Genomic DNA, 25,854 nt, shown 5'->3' on the forward strand with positions numbered 1-25,854 from the left:
AATGTGCTTATGGCTAGGGTAGCAGTCACTTCATGGCTGCAAGGTTTTGCCATCCACAGGGTTGCCGATGGTCAGAAAGTGCCCGCCGGCGACGTGGTGCAGGGTACGCAACGCATCCTGGCCTTCAAAGTGCCAACGCCCGTCACTGAATACACGCTCGTCAGCCTGAGCGGCAATCACTTCGGCGAGGAACAGATCGTACTGCTGATGGTTGTCGGGTTCCGGCAACAACCGGCATTCGAGCCAGGCAACGCAGCCTTTGAGCATCGGTGCGTCGATCAGCTCGGCGTCGAACGTCGGCAAGTCATAGGTCTGGAATTTGTCGCGCCCCTGCTCCCGGGTGAGCGCCAGGCCAGACGTCGAACCGACGGTTTGTACAATATCGGCCTGCGCTGCGCAGGGAACGTTCAACACGAAGGTGCCCGAGGCTTCCAGCAGTTGCCGGGTCCAGGTGGACTTGTCCAGCACCACGGCGATTTTCGGCGGTTCGAAATCCAGCGGCATGGCCCAGGCAGCCGCCATGATATTGCGCTGACCGTCATGAGCCGCGCTGACCAGAACGGTCGGCCCGTGATTGAGTAGACGATAGGCCTTGGACAAAGGGATCGGACGACGGTGAGAAACGCTCATGGATGCCTGCTCCTTGGGGGAAGGAGCCGATTGTAACGACATCTTGCAAAACAGGGATCGAGCGGGCGAAAAGATCGCCACCTGCGCCAGCGCCTGCGTGTAATACCTTGCAGGAACCAGTGCAGGCGATTTCTTCAGGAGCAGGACATCAAGACGCCAACTGATTGGCGAACTGCCCGACAGCATTCACCACTTTCTGCGCGCCATCCTGGATCTCGACGATCACGGTGCCGGCTTCCGCCGCCAGCGCCAGCCCCTGCTCCGCCTGGAGCTTGCCGTCGGTCATCAGGGCCACGGCGTTGCGCGCCATGTCCTGGTTCTGCCGCACCACAACGACAATTTCGTCGGTGGCCTGGCTGGTGCGCGAAGCCAGTTGCCGGACTTCATCGGCCACCACGGCAAACCCCCGGCCCTGTTCACCGGCGCGTGCCGCTTCGATGGCGGCGTTGAGCGCCAACAGGTTGGTTTGTTCGGCAATGCCGCTGATGGTTTTGACGATGGTGCCAATCACCAGTGACTGCTCATTGAGCGCTTCGATGCCATCGCCGGCGGTTTGCATATGCTTGGCCAGATCACGCATCACATCCACCGCCTGAGTGACCACGGCGCTGCCTCGCTGGGCGCTTTGATCGGTTTGCTGCGAGGTGCTGTAGGCAATGTTCGCGGCTTCGGCGACGGCTTGCTCCTGATTGACCTGATCGGTGATCACCGTGGCGAACTTCACCACTTTGTAGAGCCGGTTATTGGCATCGACTACCGGATTGTAAGAAGCCTCCAGCCAAACCGTACGACCGTGGCTATCGATGCGCTTGAAGCGTTCAGCCACGTACTCACCCGCGTTCAGGCGACGCCAGAAGTTCTGATACTCAGCGCTGTTGTGCTCTTCCGGCAGGCAAAAGATGCGGTGATGTTTGCCTTTAATCTGCGCCAGGCTGTAACCCATCCCGGCGAGGAAACGGTCGTTGGCGGTCAACACATTGCCATTGAGGTCGAACTCGATTACCGCCGTCGAACGCACCAGCGCCCCGATCAGGTTTTCATGTTCACGGGAGGCCTCAATGGTGCGGGTCAGGTCGCTGGAGAAAATCGAAAAATGCTTGATCCGGCCATCCGCCGAACGCACGGGCTGCAGGATCGAACGCAACCACGCCTCCTCGCCAGTACCCCGCAACAGGCGCACCGCGCCGGCAAAGTGCTCGCCGCGATTCATCGCGTTCTTGAACCGCAGCTGGAATTCGTCATTTCTCACATGATCGGGAACGATTTCTTCGATATGCCGGCCAATCAGCTCGTTGCTCTTGTAGTGCATTTCGTTGAGGAAATTCTGATTGACTGATTGAACCCGCCCATCCGTATCGAGGGTCAACACCAGCATCTCGCTTTCCAGGCTTTCCTTCACTTGCTGAAGGCTGGAGAGTTCTTCGCGAAGAGCCGATAGCTCCTGCTTCAAGCGTTTATTGAACATGGGGGATGCACCGATGGACTGGGGTAGAAAGCGATTTACAGCCTAGCCATCGGCCTTGCAGATCTTTTCTGAAGAGTGTTTCAGCTTTGTCCTACAAAAATAGTTCAAGCGCCCCTGTCGCCTTGTTGATTCACGTAGCGCCAGCGGCCGAACAACCGGCGATTTTTGGCATCCTCGTGCCAAAGTACGCCGCGCTTCCCACGCCCACCGCACCCATTACCGCGCAGAAAATCACGCAGATCCAGGGACTCCAGGGCATCAGACCGATCAACAACAGCGGTGTGATACTCGCCCAGGCGGCGTAGGCAATGTTGTAGGTAAACGAGATGCCCGACACACGAACCCGCGCCGGGAACAGGCTCACCATCACCGAGGGCACCGCACCGACCACCCCGCAACCGAGCCCCGCCACCGCGTAGGCCAGACCGACCCAGTCGCCGCCGCTGATCAGACAGGCGTAAAGCACACCGATACCCAACGGCAGCAGCAGGCTATACAGCATCACCGTACGCCAGGCGCCGATGCGGTCGACCAGCAACCCGGCGAGCACACAGCCAATGTTCAGAAAAACGATGCCCAATGCGCTCAAGGCGAAGGTGTGACTGGCGGTCATGCCGAAGGTTTTCTGCATCATTGTCGGCGTGATGACCACGAACACCACCACCGCCGACGTCAACACACAGGTGAGGATCATCGCCGGCAGCATGGCCAGGCGATGCTCACGCAGGACACTGCGCAGCGGCAACTCAACGGCTTCCTCGCGCCGTGCCTGCATGGCCATGAACACCGGCGTTTCACTGAGCCAGCGGCGTAGCCAGACGCCGATCACGCCAAACACACCGCCCAGCAGAAACGGGTAACGCCAGGCGTAATCGAGGATTTCAGTCGGGGTGAAAGCCTGCGCCAGGAACGTGGCCGTCAAGGCACCGAGCAGATAACCGAAAGTCAGTCCCGCCTGCAAAAAGCCCAAAGCGTAGCCCCGATGCCCCACGGGTGCATGTTCGGCGACGAACACCCAGGCGCTCGGCACTTCACCGCCCACGGCCGCCCCTTGAAGCACTCGCAGCAGCAACAGCAACAGCGGAGCGAAATAACCGATTTGTGCGTAGGTCGGCATGATGCCGATCAGCAGACAGGGCAGCGCCATCATCAGGATGCTCAGGCTGAAGACTTTCTTGCGGCCCAAACGGTCGGCGAAATGTGCCATCAGGATCCCGCCCAGTGGCCGCGCCAGATAACCGGTGACGAAGATGCCGAAGCTTTGCAGCAATCGCAGCCACTCGGGCATTTCCGGCGGGAAAAACAGCTGGCTCAGGGTCAGCGCAAAAAATACGAAGATGATGAAATCGTAGATTTCCAGCGCCCCGCCGAGGGCCGCGAGCCCCAGGGTCTTGTAGTCCGAGCGGTTGAACGGCGCCGGGCGCGAAACGGTGTTGGCAGTCATGAAAAGAACTCTGGTGCAGGCAAAAACCAAGGCGCCCATGGTCTACGCAAACGCGCTGGCGGACAACCCGTTAGACCAAAGTCCCATAGCCACAAAACAGCCCCGCAAAAAACTTCCCGGTGAATTAATGTTGTTGTCTGTCCAGAGGGGCTTCTACCGTCCCAAAGACTACAACAAACATAAAAATTAGAGGTACTCCCCCGTGGCCGCTGATATCGAAGATAGCCGCTCCGCCCGCTTTGCCCTGCGCTGCTCAAGCTTTGCCGAACGCTGGTTCCCCGATTCCTGGGTGTTTGCCGCGCTGGCCGTGATAATCGTTGCCCTCGCCACCATGGCCATGGGCGCCAAACCCACCGATGCAGCGATGGCATTCGGTGACGGTTTCTGGAGCCTGATCCCGTTCACCATGCAAATGGCTTTCGTGGTGATCGGCGGTTATGTGGTCGCCAGCTCGCCACCGGCAGTCAAGCTGATTGACCGTCTGGCGAAGATCCCGAAAAACGGTCGCTCCGCCGTGGCTTGGGTGGCGCTGATTTCCATGGTTGCATCGCTGCTGAACTGGGGCCTGTCGCTGGTGTTCGGCGGCTTGCTGGTGCGCGCCCTCGCCCGCCGAACCGACCTGAAAATGGACTACCGCGCCGCCGGCGCCGCGGCGTATCTTGGCCTTGGCGCGGTGTGGGCCCTGGGCCTGTCGTCGTCTGCGGCACAATTGCAGGCCAACCCGGCCAGCCTGCCACCGTCGATTCTGTCGATCACCGGGGTCATTCCTTTCACCCAGACCATCTTTCTCTGGCAGTCGGGTGCGATGCTGTTGGCGCTGGTCGTCGTCTCGATCATCATCGCCTACGCGACCGCCCCCGGCCCCAACTCGGCACGGGACGCCAAGGACTGCGGTGTCGACCCGAGCTTCAATCTACCGCCGCTGCAACCGCGCACCCGTCCCGGCGAATGGCTGGAGCACAGCCCGCTGCTGATCATTTTGCTGGTGCTGCTGGCCGCCGGATGGCTGTTCCACGAGTTTTCGACCAAACCGGCGATCAGCGCGATCTCCGGCCTCAACACCTATAACTTCCTGTTCATCATGCTCGGTGCGCTGCTGCACTGGCGCCCGCGCAGCTTCCTCGACGCCGTGGCCCGTGCGGTCCCGACCACCACCGGCGTGCTGATCCAGTTTCCACTCTACGGCTCGATCGCCGCGTTGATGACCACGGTCAAAGGTGCCGATGCCCAGACCCTGGCCCACCACATCTCGACTTTCTTCGTCAGCATCGCTTCCCACGACACCTATGCGCTGCTGATGGGTGTGTACTCGGCAATCCTCGGCTTTTTCATTCCGTCCGGTGGCGGCAAGTGGATCATCGAGGCGCCGTATGTGATGCAAGTGGCCACGGATCTGAAGTACCACCTGGGTTGGGCCGTGCAGATCTACAACGCCGCCGAAGCCCTGCCCAACCTGATCAACCCGTTCTACATGCTGCCGCTGCTGGGCGTGTTGGGGCTGAAGGCGCGGGACCTGATCGGCTTTTCATTCGTGCAACTGCTGGTGCACACGCCTCTGGTGCTGCTATTGCTCTGGGCGCTGGGGACGACGCTGGCGTATACGCCGCCGGTAATGCCGTAGCCCGGCATCTTTCGAACACCCTGGAGCTTTTGTGGGAGGAGGTGAAGCGCCCACATTTGAAATGTGTCTTCAGCCGTTTCAGTATGTAGTACCCGCCAACGGGTCCATACGCTGAAAAGGATCTGAGCATGTTCAAACTTGCAGGACTGTCTCTCGCGGCGCTCACCCTGAGCGCCGCCGCCCACGCCGATGTGACCCTGAACCTGGGTAGCACCGAGCGCCTCACGCGTCTTTTTGCATACCCCAACAACTGCAACGTGATTTGCTTTCGCAACTGGACACTTGAACAAACGGTCGAACACTACCTGACCCAAAGCGTGCAGCGCGATGGCTACAGCGAGGCGAAGGTTCTGGTCAAAAGCGATAATGGTCAGCTCTTCACTGTCATCAGCGGCGTACCCGCCGACTATCAAAAACCCTTGACGGCGCTGCTCGACGCCGGCGATCTGGCTTACACCGGCGCCAGCAAACTGAATGCCGACGGCAAATGGGCCTATGACTGGTATTTCTTCCTGCCGCTGGGCATGGCGCTGGAGAACCGCAAAACCGTCGAACTGTTGCACTTCCCACCGGATTACTCATTGACCCAGGCCCAGGATTACCTCAAGTCGGCCACGACAGATCGCTGGGCCTCGCTGCTGACCATCAATGGCGTCCCGGCCGAGCAAACGCCGAGTTACCAGACGATCATCGACATCGCGCCGATTGCCGCGCCATCCAACGCCGGCAAGGACCTGGAAGGTGTCTACGATTATTTCAAGGATTACCAGACCACCATGGTCAAGAACTTCAGCCGTAAGGCCAGCGGCGATGCCGTACCGATGGTCGCGTTTGGTACGCCTGTGCGTAACTGGATCAAACAGCAGTACGGGCCGACGGTGAACGTCCTGGGACTGGTGAGTATCAGCCCGAACGAAGGCCTCAAAGTACCCGTGCTGGGTGCCAACCACCCGAGCTACATTTGGTATGCCGCCGATCCGGCTAACTACACTGGCAGCGATGCCAAGGCCAAAGCCGATGCCGCGGGACTGAAAGTCATGGGGCAGGACCTGAGTGCCGCATGCTGGCAGGCCGCGATGGGCCGCGAGACTGACAGCAATGCCGACATTGAGCTCAGGAGTTGCACGCAAACCTGGCAAGTGGCCCAGAAAGATAAAACCTGTGAGTTGTTCTACACCTCGATCCGCAATCTGACGCCTCAACAAGCCGCGGGCAAATGCGCGTCCGCAGCGATTCAGGTCCAGCTCAAACAACTCAAGGCACCTGCACCCGAGACCGCAATTCCCGCTCCGGCGTTATAAACCGATCAACCGATGAACGGCGAGCCTTGCTGTCAGTTATGACAGTAGACCCGCCCACTCATCTGCGAGAGGCTTGGGGTGTAACCCTGTGCTGCAGTGCTGACAGGATCGTCAGTTAGAGGAAGTCGCAGCACCAGCCAACAAGGATCGTTATGAAAGCCAATGCCCCTCGCAGTCCTCTCGCCGCACCGCCAGCCGGTGTCTATCCATTTGCGCATCTGCCGATTCGCCTAGGATTCCCCTCCCGGGCCGACTTCGAGGTCATCGCCGACGAAAGAGGCACAGCGGTCGCCATTGCTGCCTTGCGCGAATTTCCGCGTATCAGTCGAATGTGCCGGACATCGGGACAACTCCTGCCCTATCGCTGCAGGCATACCCGGCAACTCGCTCCCGGCGTGCATGTCTTCGACCCACGCTTCTGTGGATTGCTGCAACACTCTTGCGACCCGAATGTCTTTCTCGACATGAGTGAGCTGTGGCTTTGGGCGCTGAAGGACATACAGAAAGGTGACTGGCTGACGATTGACTACGCCGCCACCGAAGACAAACTGTTGCATCAGTTCGCCTGTCGGTGCGGTTCGTACAAATGTCGCGGCTGGATCACCGGCTACGATGAATCGCCAAACGCCGACGGCCAGGCATTTTTACAGCGCTGGCGTCGGCACCTGTTCGATTGAGGGCGTTACTGCGCTTCGACCGGACGCAGGCGGTACTGCGGCGGCAATTGCTCGAAGCCACTGATGGTGGTGTTCAGGCTTTTCCAGCGACCGTCCTTGATGCCGTAGATGCAACCGTGGACCGACAGGTTCTGCCCGCGGTGCCAGGCGTTTTGCACGATGCTGGTATGGGCGACATTGGCCACTTGCTGAATCACGTTGAGTTCGCAGAGACGGTCGACCTGCTCCTCTTCGGTGGCCAGTTTGGCGAGTTCTTCGCGCTTCTCGTAGTAGAGATCGCGAATCGAACGCAGCCAGCCATCGATCAGGCCGAACTGGCGATCCTGCATCGAGGCCCGCACGCCACCGCAACCATAGTGGCCGGTCACCAGAATGTGTTTTACCTTGAGTACGTCCACCGCGTACTGAATCACCGACAGGCAGTTGAGGTCGGTGTGCAGCACGACGTTGGCCACGTTACGGTGGACGAACAAGTCGCCCGGCAGCATGCCGACGATCTCGTTGGCCGGCACCCTGGCATCGGAACAGCCGATCCACAGGTACTCGGGAGTCTGTTGGCGAGCCAGCTTGGCGAAGAAGTCAGGATCTTCTTTGGTGATCGCGTCAGCCCAACGCTCGTTGTTATCGATCAGATCTTGTAATTCGTTCATGCATTGAAGCCTCGAGAATGATGCGCAGCTTTGACAGACAACCGCCCGTCGGGGTCACGCGCTTTATGCAGATGCCACCCGATGCACTGAAAAGGCGCTCCAAGCCGGTGGAATTCTCAGTAACCCAGTGGGTCCACCCTAGTAAGACCCACAGTATGAGGAATTGCCATGACTGATTCACGACGTCCGTATGATGCGGTGCAACCAGAACCCATCGATGATAACGAAGACCGCATGGGTTCGGTGCATGAGCTGGATTTCGACGACGAAGAGCCCGATGCCAGGATCGGTGACGAGTTGCCGGACAGCGAGCGAGCGCAACTGATGCCCCGACGGCGTGTGCGCGAAGCCGGCATGACCGGTGCATCGACCGCTGACCATGAGCCCACGGATGATGACATGAGCCCGGAAACCCTGATCCGGGAAGACGGTGCCCGGGATGCCCATGAAGCGGGTAACGGTGACCAGGCTGATTGGGACTTGAGCATTGTCGGTGAAGACGACATCGGTGGAGGCAATGGACTGGATGAAGAGGAATTGGCGCGGCGCGATCCGCTGGACCGCAAGCGTTGATCGATCCTGGACAGGAGCCTTTGGCGGCTCCTGCACAGCAATCGGCGCTTAATTTGTAACAAAGATGCTCAATCTACCAGCGTACAGGCCATGACCACCGCATCTTCCCGTCCGCCCACCGCCGGGTAGTAATCCCGGCGCCGTCCAATCTCATTGAAGCCGTAGCGCTCATACAGCTTGAACGCCGCGGTGTTGCTGTCGCGCACTTCCAGGAAACATTCCCGGGCATCGGCCTTGTAGGCAATCGACATCAAATGCTCCAGCAGCGTCAAACCCAGGCCACGGCCCTGGTTTTCCGGTTTGACGGTGATGTTCAACAGATGCGCCTCATCCAGGATGATCTGCACCACACCATGGCCCACCTGCTGCTGCCCTTCGAACATCAGCCAGATCTGGTATTTGCCCAGGCCATCGAGAAAAATCCCGCGTGTCCAGGGATGGCTGTAGGCCGCGTATTCGATTTTCAGTACGGCTTCGAGGTCCGCCTCGGTCATCGGGCGGAACGATACAGCGTCACTCATTTGATTCTTTCCAGCGCGCCATCAGCCGACGCATGGCTTGCCAGACATCAGCCTTACGCTGTGGCTCTTCCATTAATAATTCCAGGCCAGGCAAGGCCCAGACCGAGCCCAGGCCTTCGACCTGGAGTTCGCGATTGAAGGATTCGGCGTTGGCCTCACCGGCAAAACGCACGGCAGGCAGACCGATCAGCCATAGACAGACGCACGGCGCCTCTTCCAGGCGGGCCGAGATGAAGCCCTGCACGAAGTCACGCGCCGCTTCCGGGCCTTGATCCATGGTGCCTCGGGCCAGCAGCGGCCAGCGCACCGGCTCGCCGACGATCTGCGGGCTGTCCGGCAAGCCGGCGGCGCGAAGCATGTCCTTGAGCAACAGGTAAGCGGGATCGCGGGTCTGGAAGGCTTCGCCTGTGGGTAACTCCACCAGCAGCAGGCAACGCCCGGCCCGTAGCAATTGGAGGGCAAATCGTGGCGGGGGAACGGGTGCGACTTTGGCGACGACCGGTGCTTGTTCGACCTCTTCCACCGGTTTGGCCCCGGTGCGCGTGCTTGCCAACGATGGCCGTGGCACTTCGATTTTCACCCGCTCGGCCGGTTTGACCTGCGGTTCCACAGGCGCTTGGGCCGCAGGTGCCGGCCCCGCCGTGGCGACGGGCAACGGCTCGGGCAGCTGCAGATCCAGCAGCTCGGGCCGCGACGGCGCAGCAAAGGGCAATTCGGTGCGCGGCAACCAATTGACCACTTGCATGGCGTTCAAATAGGCGCGGCGGCGGGACTCGATAAGCAAAGGTCGGCCACTTGTGGATAACTAAAGTGCGGTGATTCTACCGCCCTTCGCTCAAGATCGCCCGCAGTTGATCGTTAGAAAAGCGACAGTCCGTCCCGAGAGTGAATCGCATCGGCCCCGATGCAGTACAATCCCGGCTTTTAATCGCCAACCAGCCGGCCATTCCGATGATCGAACCCAAGCGCGTCTTGCGCGCCCTCGCTGAACACTGGGCACTTCTGGAGCCACTGTGCGAGCACTTCGACCAAGGCACACTGAGCCTCAACGAACTGCGTTCACAGTTGGCCGCCCAGCAACTCGACAGTACGCCGCAGGACATCACCAGCCTGCTGGACGTGTGGATTCGCCTCGACATTCTGGTTCCCGTGGCGAAAAGCCCGAACCGTTTCGAGCTCAACGCGCAGATCCACGACTTCCTCGCTTACCTGCGCCGTGAACACCGTCTGGGCCTGTGCCTGGAGATCGAAGCCTATTTGCGACATCTCGAACGCCTGGCCGGCTACATCCAGGACGCCTTCGACATCCGCGACGGCAACGATCTGGCGCGCCAACTGCGCCTGCTCGACATGCGCGTACGCGATGTATTGAAAAAACTCGCCAACGACGAACAAGCCCTGGTGGCTGTTGCCGAGCGGGCCAAGACCAGCGACCGACAGATCCCGCTGCGCCAGCGTTACGCTGAAGTCCTGGCGACCTGGGACGAATACGTCGAGCCGATGATTCAGTTGGTCAACGCCGACGGCGCGTTTGAACAAGGTGTGCGCAAGGTCGAAAACGTTCTGCTGAAGATGCTCACCGAGCAGCAACGCCTGGGCCATCTGGTTGACGACGACATGCTGCTGCGCACCCACGCGCGGATCCTCGAAATGCAGACCAGCGCCCAGTTGACCCTGCGTCACGCCCGCGAACTGCTGCTGCCATTGCGTGAAGAAGCCCGCCGTCACAATGCCGTGACCCGTGGTGCGGCACTGGCCCTGTCGATGATTCGCCGCAAGGGTATCGACGCCGTGCCACAAGCCGCGATGCCGATGTTCACCCGGCCGCAAAGTACATTCCTTGGTAGCGCCAGTCAGGTCGAGGCCTACGTTTACGCCTTGGCCCGATTCGAGCCGAAACCGGCCCGCTTCCCCAAGGCGCACAAGACCCAAAAGGGCGGCGATGCGCCGCGCGCGCCACGCACGGTTCGGGAAATGCTCGACCGCTGCGAAGAGGCCCTGCCGATGCCGGACCTGATGACCTGGCTGCTGGAGCAGGAACCGGACGGCGCCACCGACGAATTGCTGTATTGGTTCTCACGCCTGTCGCGGGAAAAACGCTTCAAACGCGAGCGTCTGGAACGCCGCGATTACTTCACACACGAGCACCAGGTCAGCCTGCGCTCCTTCGCCCTGCTCTCGGCCGGCGATGATGCCTCCGAGAATTCTGCGAGCACCCTCTATGCCAGTACTCCCCATGCAACTTGATCTATCCGAACTGTCTCAGCTGGCGCCGATCTTTCGCGAGCTGTTCAAGGGCTACCACGTCAGCCGTCGCGATCCAGAGCTGTACGCGCAGTTGTCGAATTTTCAGGACCAGTACCGCACGCTGTTCAAGGCGCTGGGCTTTGAACTGGTTTGTGATACCCGTGGTTTCTACTACTTCGTGCCGGATCTCGCGGCGGCGGCGGTGAACAAGACGGCCCAGCGCCTGGCGCTGTTCACCTTCATCCTCGTCGAGCACCTGGCCGACCAGGGCCGCGACCCGATCGCCGTGCTCGACGGCGGCAGCCTCGGCCGTGATGAACTGCCGTCGCTGCTCGAGAAATATCGCGACCTGTTCATCCAGGCCGAAGTGCAGACCCAGGACGAACTGGAAGAAAAAATCATGCGCCGCATGACCCAGCTCGGCTTCGCCGGGGAAGAAAACGGCGTCTACCGCTTCCTGCCGCCGATGCACCGTTTCCTCGATGTGTGCCTGTCGGTTCAACAGGACCGCGATCTGGCAGCCAGCCTGCACAGCGTGCTGCCACTGCCGGCGCCGGTGCTGATCGACGAAGACAGCGATGAAAAGCTGCTGCAGACCGATGATCCCTTGGACCTCAGCGAGTTCGACGGTGAAAGCGAAGAAGACGCGCTGGCCCGTGCCATTGCCGAAGAACAGGAGCTCGACGCATGAGCAAGGAACGCTACGGCATCCGCCGCTTTGCCCTACTGAACACCGCCGGTTACAGCCTCGGCCTGTTCCCGCTGGAAGAGCCACTATCGGTCTACGGCGCGAACAACCTGGGCAAATCCGCCTCGATCAACGCCCTGCAGTTCCCGATCCTGGCACGCATGTCGGACATGAGTTTCGGCAAGTACAGCCTGGAACAATCCCGGCGCTTCTACTTCGCCTCCGACACCAGCTACATCCTGGTGGAAGTCGACCTGCCCCACGGTCCGCACGTGATCGGCGTGGTCGGTCGCGGTCCGGGTGGCGGTTTCGGTCACCAGTTCTTTGCCTATGCCGGCAATCTGGACCTGGCTCATTACCAGAAAAACGACACCTGCCTGCGTCAGAAAGAGCTGTTCACCAACCTTGAACGCGAAGGCCTGAAGGCCTACGAACTCAAGCCGGATGAACTGCGTCGCCTGCTGGTCGGTGGACACACCTCGATCCCGCTGGACCTGACGCTGATCCCGCTACGCTCCACCAGTGAGCAGAGCCTGAAGACCTTCCGCGCCCTGTTCATCAACCTGCTGCACATGCGCGAAATCACTGCGGCCAAGCTCAAGCAATTGTTCCTCGACGCCTTCGAACACAGCCTGCGTTCCGGTAGCGTGGACTACATCGCGGCGTGCGAAGAAGCCTTCCGCGATGTACGACGCATGGAGCAGGACTACAACTCGCTGGTCGCCGCCGGTCCATTGGTCGAGGCCTTGGCCAATGGCGTGAAACAGCGCGACATCCTGCGCGGCAAACTGCACCGGATTTCGCCATTGCTCGACTCCCTGCTCGGCACCTGGTCCGACTACGCCGGCGCACGCAAGGAAGAGCTGACGATCCAGGCCGAACACTACCGTCGCGAGCAGGACGAACTGCAAAACGATCAGCGCGGTGGCACTCAGGAACTGATGCGTCTGGAGCGGGAAATCACCGGCATCCAGCGCTGGCTCGGCGAGCTGTCGGTGCTCAAGCATCGCTTTGCGCTGATCGACGACGTCAAGGTGCTGGAGCAGCAGTTGCTCGCGGCCAAGGACGCCCACGATGAACTGGCCGGTGCACTCGCTCAGTCCCGCCAGTTCAGCGCCGAAGACCTCGACGAACGTCTGCGCGACCTGGAAAAACGCCTGAAGTCGGTCAAGCAGCAACTCGATCACGCCGACAACAACAGCTACGCGCGTTTGCGCGAAGAGTTCTCGCAGCAGGACGTCGAGCGCCTGATGCGTCTGTTCAACAGTGCCCTGTTCAGCCTGCCGCTGGGCGAGCACGGCATTGCGCTGGACGACAATGGCGACTGGGTCAAATCGGTGGAACTGATCCTCGATGGCTTCAAGGGCGAACGCTTCGAAGTGCCCGGGCTGTCCATCGACCTATCGCACATCGAACCGCCCGCCCTGCAGGCGCTGGCTGACCGCGCGGCATTGCGCGACCAGAAGGAGCGTCTGGAGAAAGAACTCAAGCAACTGAAAACCCAGCAAGCCGTGGCCGCTGACCGCGCCGCGAGCAAGACCCAGACCGAAGCCCTGTACCAGCAAGTGCTGGATGCGCAGAAAGCCCTGGAGGATTTCCGTCGCGCCCAGACCCTGAGCGCCGAGGAAGGCGACAAGCTTGAGCAGCTGGCGCAGATGGAAGCCGCGCAGGATGAATTGAAGCGTTCAAGCGATGCCTTTACCGAACGTGTTCAGCAACTCTCGGCCAAGCTGCAACTGGTCGGCCGGCAGATCGCCGACATGGAGGCCAAGCAACGCACGCTCGATGACGCCCTGCGCCGCCGTCAGTTGCTGCCGGCGGACCTGCCTTTCGGCACGCCTTTCATGGACCCGATCGACGATTCCATGGATAACCTGTTGCCGCTGCTCAACGATTATCAGGACAGTTGGCAAGGTCTGCTGCGCGCCGACGGCCAGATCGAAGCGCTGTACGCTCAGGTGCGCCTCAAGGGCGTGGCCAAGTTCGACAGCGAAGACGATATGGAGCGCCGCCTGCAACTGCTGATCAACGCGTACGCGCACCGCACCGACGAAGCCTTGACCCTGGGCAAGGCGCGTCGTGCCGCCGTCACCGACATCGCCCGGACCCTGCGTAACATCCGTAGCGACTACGACAGCCTCGAGCACCAGTTGGCGTTGTTCAACCGCGAGATCAACAAGCGTCAGGTGTCCAACCTGCAGAGCTTCCGCATCGTGCTGGCGCCGAACAAGGAAGCGCTCAAGCACATCGACCAGATCATCCACAGCGCCGGCCAGTACGAAGAAGGCGAGACCCTGTCGGTGTTCGATCTGAGCCAGAGCGCGGAACAGGACAACAAGAACGAAGAGGCCAAGGAGTATCTGGCACGCCTGGTGGCGGCGAACCATAACCAGCTCGGCCTCAAGGACTTGTTTGAATTGGCGTTCGAGATCACCAAGGTCAACGGTCAACCAGTGATCCACACCGACATCGACGGCGCCGCGTCCAACGGCACCACGATGACCATCAAGGCGCTGACCAACATGTACCTGTTGCTGCACTTGATGGATCGCGACCTGGCTGGTCGTGTGCGCTTGCCGTACTACCTCGATGAGGCAGCGGACATCGACGAGAAAAACCAGGCAGCGTTGCTGGAAACCAGCCTGCAACTGGGTTTCGTACCGATCCTGGCGAGTGTGAAGCCGCAGGTCTGCGCCAGTGTTGCTATCGACCTGGAAGGCGGCAGCGGCCCGGCCGGCATCTACATCGACGAAGCGGACTGGAAGTACATCCGCCGTCACGATCAGGTGAAGGCGACGGTCAATGTTGAAGCGGACGAGCCGGAGCTGGATGCGGTCTGACGCTTGAATTGATGGCAATGAAAAAGGCCGTGATCCCCAGGATCGCGGCCTTTTTCATTTGGGCTTTATCTTTGCGAGCAACCGAGCCCTCTGTAGGAGCGGGCTTGCTCCGGGTGGCGTACCGACGAAGGTGTCACTATAGACGCCCCATACGCCAGGGATTATTTACCCAGGGAAATTTTCGGCGCCCAGGTCAGCCATTCCTCTTCGAACTTGTCGAACAACGGGAACGTCTGCTCTGCCCGTGCCGGACTGCCCATGCGCTCGCCATCCGGAGTGGCAAACGCAACCCCACCCTGAATCATGGTCTCCAGCGACTCGGTGCGTAGTGTCGCCCCCTTGAACAGTCCGACATCAAAATCAAAACCACTGGTGTTCCAGAAGCGAGTGCCGCTGCGAACCAATGGCGCGTACTTCGGCTCGATCAGAATGTGGATCAACACGCGGTCTGCGGTCTGACCCAGCTCGTACCCGGTCACTTTGCCGACGGTGATTTCACGGTACGTTACCGGTACACCGGCTTTGAGCGAACCACGCCGTGCCGCGCTAAGCACCAGGCTTAATCCGGCTTCAACCTTGGCGCTCTCCGGCGGGCTGGCCAGGGCCGTGAAGTTCTTCTGCGGACCGAGGTTCTTCGGCGCAGGCTGGACCTCAATGTATTGCCCGGTCACCAAGGTTTCCAGGTTGGAGGTCTTGATCAACCCCAGCTCAGGCTTGACCACCCAGAATTGGCTACCGACGCGGGCGATGCGCTCAGGCACTTCCGTGATCCGCGCGCTTAGAAGCACCGATTGCAGGTCATCCGTGAGGTCGACGCTTTCAATCTTGCCGACATCCAGCCCTTTGAAGCGGATCGGAGTACCGGCGCGCAAGCCGTCGGCGCGGTCGACCTTGATCGTGATCACTTCACCTTTTTGCGTAGCCTCATCATGACTGGCAAACAGCCGGAAACGCGGAATACGCTTTTGCAATGGCGCCTTGGCCTGCGGCGTTTCAAAGGCAATGCCGCCCGCCATCAGGCTTTGCAGCGACTCACTTTTGACTTGAATCCCTCCGGTCAGCCCCCCCGTCAGGGTAATGCCGCTGGCATTCCAGAACCGGGTCGAGGCGTTGACCAGGTTTTCGTATTCCTTCTCGATGTGAACGCCAATCACCAGTTGGTTCTTTTTGCGCGAGAACTGATAGCTCTGTACCGAGCCGACCTTGACCTGCTTGTACAGAACCGGACTGCCGACCTCTAGCGAACCGAGGTTCTCGGTGAACAACACCAAATGCAGACCCGGCGAACGCAGGTCCAGCGGCGGCGCCTTGGGCCGTGCAACGAACTCGCGTTGCGGTGCTGCGCCTTTATCCCCGGGACGCACGGCAATGTAGTTACCCTTGACCAGCGCCTCAAGGCCAGTGATGCCCGCGAGAGAGATCGACGGCTTGACGACCCAGAACTGGGTGCCATCGACCAGGTAATCCTCGGCCAGCGGGTCCAGCGTCAATTCGGCAGTGGCAGCGGACAAGTCTGGATCGACCTTAAGCGCCTTGAGCGTACCGACCTGGATGCCTTTGTACATCACTGGCGTACGACCGGCCTGCAAACCTTCGAAGTCACTGAGTTTGACCTTGACCTTGATTCCGGCCGCCGCGGCATCGAAGTCTTCATATAGCCGGAACGGTAGACTCGGATCGGTGGGTGGGCTGTCCTTGCGGTTTTCCGGCGTGGCGAACGCAATACCGCCCGCGACGATGCTGGCCAGGGACTCGCTGCGCACCTTCACCCCCGACAGGTTGGCATCAATGCTGATGCCGCTGGCGTTCCAGAAACGCGTGTGCTTCCGCACCAGTTTGGCGTAGGTCGGCTCGATGAAGACCTTGAGTTCAACGGTGCTCTGATCTTCGGACAGCTCGTAGCTTTTGATCTGGCCAACCTTGATCTGTTTGTAGAACACCGGGCTACCACGGTTCAAAGAGCCCAGGCGATCAGCCTTGATCGTCAGGTGCAGGCCGGGCTGGGCATCGGAGAGGGGTGGCTCTTGGGCCAGTGCCTTGAATTTTCGGGTGGGCTCACCTTCACCCGGGCTGATCGCGACGTAATTGCCCGATACCAAGGTCTCCAGGCCAGTGATCCCGGCCAGGGTTACGCTCGGCTTGACCAACCAGAAGCGCGTACTGGTACGCAGGTATTGCTCCACGTCCTTGTTCATTTCGACGGTGGCGATTACGCCTTTGGAGGCGCCTTCATCATCGAGTTTGAGCGCTTTCACTTTGCCGACCGACATGCCTTTGTAGACGACTTCGGTCTTGTTGGCCTGAATGCCTTCGCCGCTTTCAAAGCGTACCTGGATCTCGATGCCTGTCTCGGTATAGGCACGCCAGCCCAGCCAGCCGCCGATGATCAAGGCAATCAGGGGTAGCACCCAAATAGCCGACCAGTTCGAGGCCGGTCGGGTTTTTGCTGTTGGCAAATCAGTCATGGTCGTCGTCCGACTCCGTGTTATCCCAAATCAGTCGGGGATCGAAAGTAACTGCAGCCAGCATGGTCAAGATGACCACGCTGGCGAAAGCGATGGCGCCAAGATCGGCTTCGACGCTGGCCAGTCGTCCAAAGTTCACGACTGCCACCAGAATGGCGATCACAAAGATATCGAGCATTGACCAGCGGCCGATGAACTCGATGAAACGGTACATCCATATGCGTTGGCGGGCTGATAGTGGCTGACGACGCTGTACGGAATACAGCAGCAGTGCAATGCCCACCAATTTGAACGTAGGTACCAGGATGCTGGCGATAAAAACCACGGCGGCAATGGGAATCATGCCGTGCTGAACCAACTGGATCACGCCGGACATGATAGTGCTGGGGTCGCCCTTGCCCAGCGAACTCACAGTCATGATTGGCAGCACATTGGCGGGTATGTAGAGAATGGCGGCGGTAATCAGCAACGCCCAGGTGCGCATCAGGCTATTTGGACGGCGGGCATGCACCATCGCCCCACAGCGAGTACACACCTGCTCATCGGCACCAGCTTCCTGCTTGTTCAATTCATGGCATTCAGCGCAAATCAGAATGCCTGCATCAATCGCCCGCATGGGCATCCTCTCCTGATAAAGCCTGCCAGACCTGGTGAGGCGACATGACAACCTCCAGCCAGACTTGAACCAACAGCAAAGCGACGAAGCAGGCAAGCCCGAGACCTATGGTCATTGCTGCCATATCTGCCAGCTTTACGATGGCGACGAGCACGCCCATGAGGTAAACCTCAAGCATCCCCCAATCTCTCAAGTGGTGATAAATACGGTAAAGCAGCAAACCGTAACTGCGGCCGACATCAAAATGGATGCTCAGCAATACCGTCAACTGGCAGAGCAACTTGAGCAGCGGTATCCCCATGCTGCACAGGAACACAATTACGGCTACGCCTTGCATACCGGTGTTAAACAGGCCGACAACGCCGCTCCAGACAGTATCTTGCGATGACTGCCCAAGTAGATTGAGCTGCATGATCGGTAAAAAGTTCGCCGGAACATATAACAACAGTGCTGCGATAACCAAGGCGAGGCTGCGGTGCACAACGTTGTATCGATGAGCGTAGAGTTCGTATCCACAGCGCGGGCACACCGCTTTCTCGCCATGGGCGAGCTTTGGCTTGCGCATCAGCAAATCGCACTCATGACACGCCACCAAATCGCCAAGTGGCAATTCTGACAGCACGGGGGCGTCACGCGGATCTGACATAAAGGCTTCGGCTCCGAAAAAGTTGGACCTATTCTAGTGTTCTGAACCGAAAATAACTGTGCAAATTTGTGTGACGAACTACTCGGGCTTTCCCGCGCGCAAAAAACAAAACCCCTACCTGCATACGCAGATAGGGGTTTCGGAATTTAATCTTGACGATGACCTACTCTCACATGGGGAAACCCCACACTACCATCGGCGATGCATCGTTTCACTTCTGAGTTCGGGATGGGATCAGGTGGTTCCAATGCTCTATGGTCGTCAAGAAATTCGGGTACCGAACCGTCTTTCGACGCTTCAGCAAATTGGGTATGCGATAGTTTGTGTGTTGTGCGAACTTTCGGTTCATTGCGTCTTCACACACCGCAATCTGGCTTTTAAGCGCAAATTGCTTGGGTGTTATATGGTCAAGCCTCACGGGCAATTAGTATTGGTTAGCTCAACGCCTCACAGCGCTTACACACCCAACCTATCAACGTCGTAGTCTTCGACGGCCCTTCAGGGGACTCAAGGTCCCAGTGAGATCTCATCTTGAGGCTAGTTTCCCGCTTAGATGCTTTCAGCGGTTATCTATTCCGAACATAGCTACCCGGCAATGCCACTGGCGTGACAACCGGAACACCAGAGGTTCGTCCACTCCGGTCCTCTCGTACTAGGAGCAGCCCCTCTCAAATCTCAAACGTCCACGGCAGATAGGGACCGAACTGTCTCACGACGTTCTAAACCCAGCTCGCGTACCACTTTAAATGGCGAACAGCCATACCCTTGGGACCGGCTTCAGCCCCAGGATGTGATGAGCCGACATCGAGGTGCCAAACACCGCCGTCGATATGAACTCTTGGGCGGTATCAGCCTGTTATCCCCGGAGTACCTTTTATCCGTTGAGCGATGGCCCTTCCATACAGAACCACCGGATCACTAAGACCTACTTTCGTACCTGCTCGACGTGTCTGTCTCGCAGTCAAGCGCGCTTTTGCCTTTATACTCTACGACCGATTTCCGACCGGTCTGAGCGCACCTTCGTACTCCTCCGTTACTCTTTAGGAGGAGACCGCCCCAGTCAAACTACCCACCATACACTGTCCTCGATCCGGATAACGGACCTGAGTTAGAACCTCAAAGTTGCCAGGGTGGTATTTCAAGGATGGCTCCACGCGAACTGGCGTCCACGCTTCAAAGCCTCCCACCTATCCTACACAAGCAAATTCAAAGTCCAGTGCAAAGCTATAGTAAAGGTTCACGGGGTCTTTCCGTCTAGCCGCGGATACACTGCATCTTCACAGCGATTTCAATTTCACTGAGTCTCGGGTGGAGACAGCGCCGCCATCGTTACGCCATTCGTGCAGGTCGGAACTTACCCGACAAGGAATTTCGCTACCTTAGGACCGTTATAGTTACGGCCGCCGTTTACCGGGGCTTCGATCAAGAGCTTCGCGTTAGCTAACCCCATCAATTAACCTTCCGGCACCGGGCAGGCGTCACACCCTATACGTCCACTTTCGTGTTTGCAGAGTGCTGTGTTTTTAATAAACAGTCGCAGCGGCCTGGTATCTTCGACCGGCGTGGGCTTACGCAGCAAGTGCTTCACCTCACCGGCGCACCTTCTCCCGAAGTTACGGTGCCATTTTGCCTAGTTCCTTCACCCGAGTTCTCTCAAGCGCCTTGGTATTCTCTACCCAACCACCTGTGTCGGTTTGGGGTACGGTTCCTGGTTACCTGAAGCTTAGAAGCTTTTCTTGGAAGCATGGCATCAACCACTTCGTGTTCTAAAAGAACACTCGTCATCAGCTCTCGGCCTTAGAATCCCGGATTTACCTAAGATTCCAGCCTACCACCTTAAACTTGGACAACCAACGCCAAGCTGGCCTAGCCTTCTCCGTCCCTCCATCGCAATAACCAGAAGTACAGGAATATTAACCTGTTTTCCATCGACTACGCTTTTCAGCCTCGCCTTAGGGACCGACTAACCCTGCGTCGATTAACGTTGCGCAGGAAACCTTGGTCTTTCGGCGTGGGTGTTTTTCACACCCATTGTCGTTACTCATGTCAGCATTCGCACTTCTGATACCTCCAGCAAGCTTCTCAACTCACCTTCACAGGCTTACAGAACGCTCCTCTACCGCATCACCTAAGTGATACCCGTAGCTTCGGTGTATGGTTTGAGCCCCGTTACATCTTCCGCGCAGGCCGACTCGACTAGTGAGCTATTACGCTTTCTTTAAAGGGTGGCTGCTTCTAAGCCAACCTCCTAGCTGTCTAAGCCTTCCCACATCGTTTCCCACTTAACCATAACTTTGGGACCTTAGCTGACGGTCTGGGTTGTTTCCCTTTTCACGACGGACGTTAGCACCCGCCGTGTGTCTCCCATGCTCGGCACTTGTAGGTATTCGGAGTTTGCATCGGTTTGGTAAGTCGGGATGACCCCTAGCCGAAACAGTGCTCTACCCCTACAGTGATACATGAGGCGCTACCTAAATAGCTTTCGAGGAGAACCAGCTATCTCCGAGCTTGATTAGCCTTTCACTCCGATCCACAGGTCATCCGCTAACTTTTCAACGGTAGTCGGTTCGGTCCTCCAGTCAGTGTTACCTAACCTTCAACCTGCCCATGGATAGATCGCCCGGTTTCGGGTCTATTCCCAGCGACTAGACGCCCTATTAAGACTCGCTTTCGCTACGCCTCCCCTATTCGGTTAAGCTCGCCACTGAAAATAAGTCGCTGACCCATTATACAAAAGGTACGCAGTCACAGAACAAAGTCTGCTCCCACTGCTTGTACGCATACGGTTTCAGGATCTATTTCACTCCCCTCTCCGGGGTTCTTTTCGCCTTTCCCTCACGGTACTAGTTCACTATCGGTCAGTCAGTAGTATTTAGCCTTGGAGGATGGTCCCCCCATATTCAGACAAAGTTTCTCGTGCTCCGTCCTACTCGATTTCATGACTAAGAGATTTTCGCGTACAGGGCTATCACCCACTATGGCCGCACTTTCCAGAGCGTTCCGCTAATCTCAAAGCCACTTAAGGGCTAGTCCCCGTTCGCTCGCCACTACTAAGGGAATCTCGGTTGATTTCTTTTCCTCAGGGTACTTAGATGTTTCAGTTCCCCTGGTTCGCCTCTTAAGCCTATGTATTCAGCTTAAGATAACCATCTTATGATGGCTGGGTTCCCCCATTCAGACATCTCCGGATCAAAGTCTGTTTGCCGACTCCCCGAAGCTTTTCGCAGGCTACCACGTCTTTCATCGCCTCTGACTGCCAAGGCATCCACCGTATGCGCTTCTTCACTTGACCATATAACCCCAAGCAATCTGGTTATACTGTGAAGACGACATTCGCCGAAAATTCGCATTGCTCAAAGAGCAACTCACAAATTTTACCTTAGCCTGATCCGTTACCAGTGAAAGTAACGTTCAGTCTATCTTTCTATCACATACCCAAATTTTTAAAGAACGATCTAGTCAAAGACTAGAAATCAACATTCACCATCGGCTCGATGGAATGCTCATTTCTAAGCTTTCAAACTTCAGAAGCAGTAGTGGTGGAGCCAAGCGGGATCGAACCGCTGACCTCCTGCGTGCAAGGCAGGCGCTCTCCCAGCTGAGCTATGGCCCCGTATTTCTACAGGCGTTTCCCACACAAAATTGGTGGGTCTGGGCAGATTCGAACTGCCGACCTCACCCTTATCAGGGGTGCGCTCTAACCAACTGAGCTACAGACCCAATTTCGGGCTGCTTCTATCGTCTTCTTCAATGAATCAAGCAATTCGTGTGGGAACTTATGGAGCAGCTGAGTCGTCGATTAAGGAGGTGATCCAGCCGCAGGTTCCCCTACGGCTACCTTGTTACGACTTCACCCCAGTCATGAATCACACCGTGGTAACCGTCCTCCCGAAGGTTAGACTAGCTACTTCTGGTGCAACCCACTCCCATGGTGTGACGGGCGGTGTGTACAAGGCCCGGGAACGTATTCACCGCGACATTCTGATTCGCGATTACTAGCGATTCCGACTTCACGCAGTCGAGTTGCAGACTGCGATCCGGACTACGATCGGTTTTATGGGATTAGCTCCACCTCGCGGCTTGGCAACCCTCTGTACCGACCATTGTAGCACGTGTGTAGCCCAGGCCGTAAGGGCCATGATGACTTGACGTCATCCCCACCTTCCTCCGGTTTGTCACCGGCAGTCTCCTTAGAGTGCCCACCATGACGTGCTGGTAACTAAGGACAAGGGTTGCGCTCGTTACGGGACTTAACCCAACATCTCACGACACGAGCTGACGACAGCCATGCAGCACCTGTCTCAATGTTCCCGAAGGCACCAATCCATCTCTGGAAAGTTCATTGGATGTCAAGGCCTGGTAAGGTTCTTCGCGTTGCTTCGAATTAAACCACATGCTCCACCGCTTGTGCGGGCCCCCGTCAATTCATTTGAGTTTTAACCTTGCGGCCGTACTCCCCAGGCGGTCAACTTAATGCGTTAGCTGCGCCACTAAGAGCTCAAGGCTCCCAACGGCTAGTTGACATCGTTTACGGCGTGGACTACCAGGGTATCTAATCCTGTTTGCTCCCCACGCTTTCGCACCTCAGTGTCAGTATCAGTCCAGGTGGTCGCCTTCGCCACTGGTGTTCCTTCCTATATCTACGCATTTCACCGCTACACAGGAAATTCCACCACCCTCTACCATACTCTAGCTTGTCAGTTTTGAATGCAGTTCCCAGGTTGAGCCCGGGGCTTTCACATCCAACTTAACAAACCACCTACGCGCGCTTTACGCCCAGTAATTCCGATTAACGCTTGCACCCTCTGTATTACCGCGGCTGCTGGCACAGAGTTAGCCGGTGCTTATTCTGTCGGTAACGTCAAAATTGCAGAGTATTAATCTACAACCCTTCCTCCCAACTTAAAGTGCTTTACAATCCGAAGACCTTCTTCACACACGCGGCATGGCTGGATCAGGCTTTCGCCCATTGTCCAATATTCCCCACTGCTGCCTCCCGTAGGAGTCTGGACCGTGTCTCAGTTCCAGTGTGACTGATCATCCTCTCAGACCAGTTACGGATCGTCGCCTTGGTGAGCCATTACCTCACCAACTAGCTAATCCGACCTAGGCTCATCTGATAGCGCAAGGCCCGAAGGTCCCCTGCTTTCTCCCGTAGGACGTATGCGGTATTAGCGTTCCTTTCGAAACGTTGTCCCCCACTACCAGGCAGATTCCTAGGCATTACTCACCCGTCCGCCGCTGAATCAGAGAGCAAGCTCTCTTCATCCGCTCGACTTGCATGTGTTAGGCCTGCCGCCAGCGTTCAATCTGAGCCATGATCAAACTCTTCAGTTCAAACATCTTTGGGTTTTGAGAAAACCCTAAACTTGGCTCAGCAATCGTTGGTTACATCTTTGATTTCTCGCGGAGTAACTTGTGATGCTGATAATCTGTTGACTAGCAGTCTGACTCCACAAGCACCCACACGAATTGCTTGATTCAGTTGTTAAAGAGCGGTTGGTTAAGAGCCTTGTCTCAACCGAGGCGCGCATTCTACAGCAGCCTCATTTGCTGTCAAGTGATTATTTTCAGAAGTTTTCAAGGAATCCTTAACAACTTCAACCACTTGCGCTTTCGATCTCTCGTCAGCGGGAGGCGAATTCTACAGCGTTACTCGCTGCTGTCAACACCTCTTTTTCAACTTCCTTCGTACTTCGATGACCTGAAGCAACCTGCTGCCGAAAACTGCGTAACTCATTGTTTATCAAGGAGTTTTCCGTTTCGACTGCGCCGGAAGTGGGGCGAATTATAGGCTTCCAGAATCTGCCGTCAAGCACTGATTACGCTTTTTTGGCAGAAGAGGCCTTTTTTATCATAAACCGTGGGATTCGCCGGGTTACGGGCGGTAGCCGCAACACTAATAGCAACGCACCCATTGCAGCATAAATAGCCCACTCCTTCAGATCAGCGCGCACTATCCAGAGCATATGAAGCAATCCAAACATAAGAACCGCATAAACCAGGCGATGCAATTTCTTCCAGCGCGCCCCCAGACGCCGCTGAGTGTATCGATTGGAAGTCATTGCCAATACCAACAAGCACAGAAATCCCAGCGCTCCGACAATAATGTATGGACGCTTGCGTAATTCGACGCCCAACTGCGACCAATCAAATCCGAGGATGAATGCCAGATAAGCACTCAAATGCAGGACTACATAAACAAAACACCACAAACCCAGTTGTCGCCTGACCGCAATCCATCCCGCCCAACCGGTGAACTTCTGCAGAGGCGTCATGCTTAATGTAATGAGCAGAAGAACAAGAGCCCCCAAGCCCAAACGGTCGACCAGCACTTTTCCCGGGTCCGGGCCAAGCACATCAGTCCAGGCTTGATACAACCAGAACAGGGGCCACACCAATGCGGCAACAAAGACGCCGAGACGCCAAAGCGGATACCGCATCAGTAGTTCTTCCTCAAATCGAGCCCGCTATATAGAGACGCCACTTCATCAGCGTAGCCATTGAACATTTGCGTATCACGCACGTTGGGTTTGAAAAGACCACTCGGCAAGCGCCGCTCACGAGCCTGTGTCCAGCGCGGATGGTCAACCGAAGGATTCACGTTCGCATAGAAGCCATATTCGTCGGGAGCAATACTCTGCCAGGTCGTCTTGGGCTGCTCACCGACCAGACTGATCCGCACAATCGACTTGATGCTTTTGAAACCGTATTTCCAGGGCACTACCAGACGCAACGGCGCACCGTTCTGACTCGGCAATTCACGCCCGTACATCCCAACCGCCAGAATCGCTAACGGGTTCATCGCCTCATCCAAGCGAAGTCCTTCTACATAGGGCCATTCGATCAACGCAAATCCGGATCGCTGCCCTGGCATGCTCTTGGGATCCTGCAGAGTTTCGAAGCGAATGAATTTGGCTTTTGATGTTGGCTCTACCTGTTTGAGCAACGCCGAGATGGGGAAGCCGATCCATGGAATGACCATCGACCAGGCTTCCACACAGCGAAGGCGGTAGATTCGTTCTTCCAACTGGTAAGGCCGCATCAAGTCTTCCAGTGCATAGCGCCCCGGCTTGCCCACTTCACCATCCACCACCACAGTCCAGGGCTCAGTCTTTAACGCGCCGGCATTGGCTGCCGGATCACCTTTGTCGGCACCAAACTCATAGAAGTTGTTGTAATGGGTGGCATCCTTGAAGGGCGTGATCGCCTCATTCTTTACGATGACCGCCCCCCAACGGATGGAAGGTAGTTTTTCGCTGAACCAGGAAGGAGCCTTGCCAGGTTCGACATCTTCATAGCGCACCGCCTCATCGGCACCAGCCCAGCGAGGCAGTCCGCTCAGGGCCAAACCGCCAACGGCAGCCCCCAATACATGGCGTCGAGAGAGATAAAGGGATTCAGGCGTGACGTCCGACTCATGGCAGTCAGACGCTTTGGAGATTTTGATCAGCATGGCTACTCCGCAGC

Annotated in this window: 19 protein-coding genes, 2 tRNA genes, 3 rRNA genes and 1 pseudogene; 8 read left to right on the forward strand and 17 right to left on the reverse strand. The window is 57.5% G+C overall.

Annotated elements, in window-relative coordinates; translation table 11 throughout:
* Positions 1–30: 30 nt before the first annotated feature.
* The 4 genes and pseudogenes from ACGJAX_RS01645 to ACGJAX_RS01660 all read right to left on the reverse strand — a co-directional run bounded on the left by ACGJAX_RS01645 (position 31) and on the right by ACGJAX_RS01660 (position 3,539).
* Positions 31–630 (reverse strand): flavin reductase, encoded by a 600-nt coding sequence (locus ACGJAX_RS01645; protein ID WP_390957270.1) that lies wholly within the window; start codon positions 628–630, stop codon positions 31–33.
* A 148-nt stretch (positions 631–778) separates the two neighbouring features.
* The gene (locus tag ACGJAX_RS01650; protein WP_390959784.1) at positions 779–1,357 is read right to left on the reverse strand and encodes a methyl-accepting chemotaxis protein; all 579 of its coding nucleotides are present in this window, start codon (positions 1,355–1,357) and stop codon (positions 779–781) included.
* A gap of 9 nt (positions 1,358–1,366) precedes the next feature.
* Positions 1,367–2,095, reverse strand: a pseudogene (locus ACGJAX_RS01655) (PAS domain-containing protein); the annotation flags it as partial.
* Between the two features lie 130 nt (positions 2,096–2,225).
* Positions 2,226–3,539 (reverse strand): MFS transporter, encoded by a 1,314-nt coding sequence (locus tag ACGJAX_RS01660; RefSeq protein ID WP_247256310.1) that lies wholly within the window; start codon positions 3,537–3,539, stop codon positions 2,226–2,228.
* Between ACGJAX_RS01660 and ACGJAX_RS01665 the strand changes: the two genes are divergently transcribed.
* The 4 genes from ACGJAX_RS01665 to ACGJAX_RS01680 all read left to right on the forward strand — a co-directional run bounded on the left by ACGJAX_RS01665 (position 3,538) and on the right by ACGJAX_RS01680 (position 7,138).
* A complete protein-coding gene (locus ACGJAX_RS01665; RefSeq protein ID WP_390957271.1) occupies positions 3,538–3,729 on the forward strand; it encodes a hypothetical protein in 192 nt (63 codons plus the stop codon). The two genes, ACGJAX_RS01660 and ACGJAX_RS01665, sit on opposite strands and share 2 nt — an antisense overlap.
* A 12-nt stretch (positions 3,730–3,741) precedes the next feature.
* A complete protein-coding gene (locus ACGJAX_RS01670) occupies positions 3,742–5,160 on the forward strand; it encodes a short-chain fatty acid transporter (protein ID WP_090325162.1) in 1,419 nt (472 codons plus the stop codon).
* 128 nt (positions 5,161–5,288) lie between these two features.
* Entirely contained in the window at positions 5,289–6,461 is a 1,173-nt protein-coding gene (locus ACGJAX_RS01675; protein WP_247256308.1) for a hypothetical protein, read from the forward strand.
* A gap of 152 nt (positions 6,462–6,613) precedes the next feature.
* Positions 6,614–7,138: an SET domain-containing protein-lysine N-methyltransferase gene (locus ACGJAX_RS01680; protein WP_390957272.1), complete on the forward strand. Its 525-nt coding sequence runs from the start codon at positions 6,614–6,616 to the stop codon at positions 7,136–7,138.
* Positions 7,139–7,143: 5 nt separating this feature from the next.
* On the opposite strand, the gene can is transcribed toward ACGJAX_RS01680, so the two are convergent.
* Positions 7,144–7,788: a carbonate dehydratase gene (gene can, locus ACGJAX_RS01685; RefSeq protein ID WP_090325166.1), complete on the reverse strand. Its 645-nt coding sequence runs from the start codon at positions 7,786–7,788 to the stop codon at positions 7,144–7,146.
* Between the two features lie 168 nt (positions 7,789–7,956).
* Here can and ACGJAX_RS01690 point away from each other — a divergent pair, with 168 nt between their 5' ends.
* Positions 7,957–8,361, forward strand: coding sequence for a serine kinase/phosphatase (locus tag ACGJAX_RS01690; protein WP_390957273.1), 405 nt, complete (start codon positions 7,957–7,959; stop codon positions 8,359–8,361).
* Positions 8,362–8,429: 68 nt separating this feature from the next.
* Here ACGJAX_RS01690 and rimI read toward each other — a convergent pair whose 3' ends face one another.
* Positions 8,430–8,882, reverse strand: coding sequence for a ribosomal protein S18-alanine N-acetyltransferase (rimI, locus tag ACGJAX_RS01695; RefSeq protein ID WP_007981794.1), 453 nt, complete (start codon positions 8,880–8,882; stop codon positions 8,430–8,432).
* Entirely contained in the window at positions 8,875–9,627 is a 753-nt protein-coding gene (locus ACGJAX_RS01700; RefSeq protein ID WP_390959786.1) for an energy transducer TonB, read from the reverse strand. Before ACGJAX_RS01700 ends, rimI begins: the two co-directional genes overlap by 8 nt.
* A 206-nt stretch (positions 9,628–9,833) precedes the next feature.
* On the opposite strand from ACGJAX_RS01700, the gene mksB reads away from it, so the two are divergent.
* The 3 genes from mksB to mksF are packed head-to-tail and all read left to right on the forward strand — an operon-like array spanning position 9,834 to position 14,657.
* Complete coding sequence (gene mksB, locus ACGJAX_RS01705; RefSeq protein WP_248916515.1) at positions 9,834–11,129, forward strand: Mks condensin complex protein MksB; 1,296 nt, start codon at positions 9,834–9,836, stop codon at positions 11,127–11,129.
* Positions 11,119–11,820, forward strand: coding sequence for an Mks condensin complex protein MksE (gene mksE, locus ACGJAX_RS01710; RefSeq protein ID WP_090325174.1), 702 nt, complete (start codon positions 11,119–11,121; stop codon positions 11,818–11,820). The genes mksB and mksE overlap by 11 nt, the downstream gene beginning before the upstream one ends.
* On the forward strand, positions 11,817–14,657 hold the full coding sequence (gene mksF, locus ACGJAX_RS01715) for an Mks condensin complex protein MksF (protein ID WP_390957274.1): 2,841 nt from the start codon (positions 11,817–11,819) through the stop codon (positions 14,655–14,657). Before mksE ends, mksF begins: the two co-directional genes overlap by 4 nt.
* Positions 14,658–14,818: 161 nt before the next feature.
* On the opposite strand, the gene ACGJAX_RS01720 is transcribed toward mksF, so the two are convergent.
* The 10 genes from ACGJAX_RS01720 to msrP all read right to left on the reverse strand — a co-directional run bounded on the left by ACGJAX_RS01720 (position 14,819) and on the right by msrP (position 25,840).
* Positions 14,819–17,122: an intermembrane transport protein PqiB gene (locus tag ACGJAX_RS01720; RefSeq protein ID WP_247256303.1), complete on the reverse strand. Its 2,304-nt coding sequence runs from the start codon at positions 17,120–17,122 to the stop codon at positions 14,819–14,821.
* On the reverse strand, positions 17,115–17,738 hold the full coding sequence (locus ACGJAX_RS01725; RefSeq protein WP_090325178.1) for a paraquat-inducible protein A: 624 nt from the start codon (positions 17,736–17,738) through the stop codon (positions 17,115–17,117). Before ACGJAX_RS01725 ends, ACGJAX_RS01720 begins: the two co-directional genes overlap by 8 nt.
* Positions 17,725–18,384 carry a paraquat-inducible protein A gene (locus tag ACGJAX_RS01730; protein ID WP_390957275.1) on the reverse strand — a complete coding sequence of 220 codons (660 nt, stop codon included), beginning with the start codon at positions 18,382–18,384 and terminating at the stop codon, positions 17,725–17,727. The genes ACGJAX_RS01725 and ACGJAX_RS01730 overlap by 14 nt, the downstream gene beginning before the upstream one ends.
* A 150-nt stretch (positions 18,385–18,534) precedes the next feature.
* A 5S ribosomal RNA gene (gene rrf / locus ACGJAX_RS01735) occupies positions 18,535–18,650 on the reverse strand.
* Positions 18,651–18,787: 137 nt separating this feature from the next.
* Positions 18,788–21,676 (reverse strand): 23S ribosomal RNA (locus tag ACGJAX_RS01740).
* Positions 21,677–21,921: 245 nt separating this feature from the next.
* A tRNA-Ala gene (locus tag ACGJAX_RS01745) sits at positions 21,922–21,997 on the reverse strand.
* A gap of 30 nt (positions 21,998–22,027) precedes the next feature.
* Positions 22,028–22,104 (reverse strand) — tRNA-Ile (locus tag ACGJAX_RS01750).
* 80 nt (positions 22,105–22,184) lie between these two features.
* Positions 22,185–23,721, reverse strand: a 16S ribosomal RNA gene (locus tag ACGJAX_RS01755).
* Together the 16S, 23S and 5S rRNA genes with 2 tRNA genes alongside form the textbook arrangement of a ribosomal RNA operon.
* Before the next feature lie 485 nt (positions 23,722–24,206).
* Positions 24,207–24,827, reverse strand: coding sequence for a protein-methionine-sulfoxide reductase heme-binding subunit MsrQ (msrQ, locus tag ACGJAX_RS01760; RefSeq protein ID WP_390957276.1), 621 nt, complete (start codon positions 24,825–24,827; stop codon positions 24,207–24,209).
* Positions 24,827–25,840: a protein-methionine-sulfoxide reductase catalytic subunit MsrP gene (gene msrP, locus ACGJAX_RS01765; protein ID WP_390957277.1), complete on the reverse strand. Its 1,014-nt coding sequence runs from the start codon at positions 25,838–25,840 to the stop codon at positions 24,827–24,829. Before msrP ends, msrQ begins: the two co-directional genes overlap by 1 nt.
* Positions 25,841–25,854 lie beyond the last annotated feature (14 nt).

Origin of the sequence: Pseudomonas moorei, from assembly GCF_042846945.1 — a bacterium.
GTDB classification, from domain to species: Bacteria; Pseudomonadota; Gammaproteobacteria; order Pseudomonadales; family Pseudomonadaceae; genus Aquipseudomonas; species Aquipseudomonas moorei.

Coding starts and splice junctions, on each gene's coding strand:
- ACGJAX_RS01645 (WP_390957270.1), bottom strand. CDS start 630: ATGAGCGTTTCTCACCGTCGTCCGATCCCTTTGTCCAAGGCCTATCGT.
- ACGJAX_RS01665 (WP_390957271.1), top strand. CDS start 3,538: ATGAAAAGAACTCTGGTGCAGGCAAAAACCAAGGCGCCCATGGTCTAC.
- ACGJAX_RS01660 (WP_247256310.1), bottom strand. CDS start 3,539: ATGACTGCCAACACCGTTTCGCGCCCGGCGCCGTTCAACCGCTCGGAC.
- ACGJAX_RS01675 (WP_247256308.1), top strand. CDS start 5,289: ATGTTCAAACTTGCAGGACTGTCTCTCGCGGCGCTCACCCTGAGCGCC.
- ACGJAX_RS01680 (WP_390957272.1), top strand. CDS start 6,614: ATGAAAGCCAATGCCCCTCGCAGTCCTCTCGCCGCACCGCCAGCCGGT.
- can (WP_090325166.1), bottom strand. CDS start 7,788: ATGAACGAATTACAAGATCTGATCGATAACAACGAGCGTTGGGCTGAC.
- ACGJAX_RS01690 (WP_390957273.1), top strand. CDS start 7,957: ATGACTGATTCACGACGTCCGTATGATGCGGTGCAACCAGAACCCATC.
- rimI (WP_007981794.1), bottom strand. CDS start 8,882: ATGAGTGACGCTGTATCGTTCCGCCCGATGACCGAGGCGGACCTCGAA.
- ACGJAX_RS01700 (WP_390959786.1), bottom strand. CDS start 9,627: ATGCAAGTGGTCAATTGGTTGCCGCGCACCGAATTGCCCTTTGCTGCG.
- mksB (WP_248916515.1), top strand. CDS start 9,834: ATGATCGAACCCAAGCGCGTCTTGCGCGCCCTCGCTGAACACTGGGCA.
- mksE (WP_090325174.1), top strand. CDS start 11,119: ATGCAACTTGATCTATCCGAACTGTCTCAGCTGGCGCCGATCTTTCGC.
- mksF (WP_390957274.1), top strand. CDS start 11,817: ATGAGCAAGGAACGCTACGGCATCCGCCGCTTTGCCCTACTGAACACC.
- ACGJAX_RS01720 (WP_247256303.1), bottom strand. CDS start 17,122: ATGACTGATTTGCCAACAGCAAAAACCCGACCGGCCTCGAACTGGTCG.
- ACGJAX_RS01725 (WP_090325178.1), bottom strand. CDS start 17,738: ATGCGGGCGATTGATGCAGGCATTCTGATTTGCGCTGAATGCCATGAA.
- ACGJAX_RS01730 (WP_390957275.1), bottom strand. CDS start 18,384: ATGTCAGATCCGCGTGACGCCCCCGTGCTGTCAGAATTGCCACTTGGC.
- msrQ (WP_390957276.1), bottom strand. CDS start 24,827: ATGCGGTATCCGCTTTGGCGTCTCGGCGTCTTTGTTGCCGCATTGGTG.
- msrP (WP_390957277.1), bottom strand. CDS start 25,840: ATGCTGATCAAAATCTCCAAAGCGTCTGACTGCCATGAGTCGGACGTC.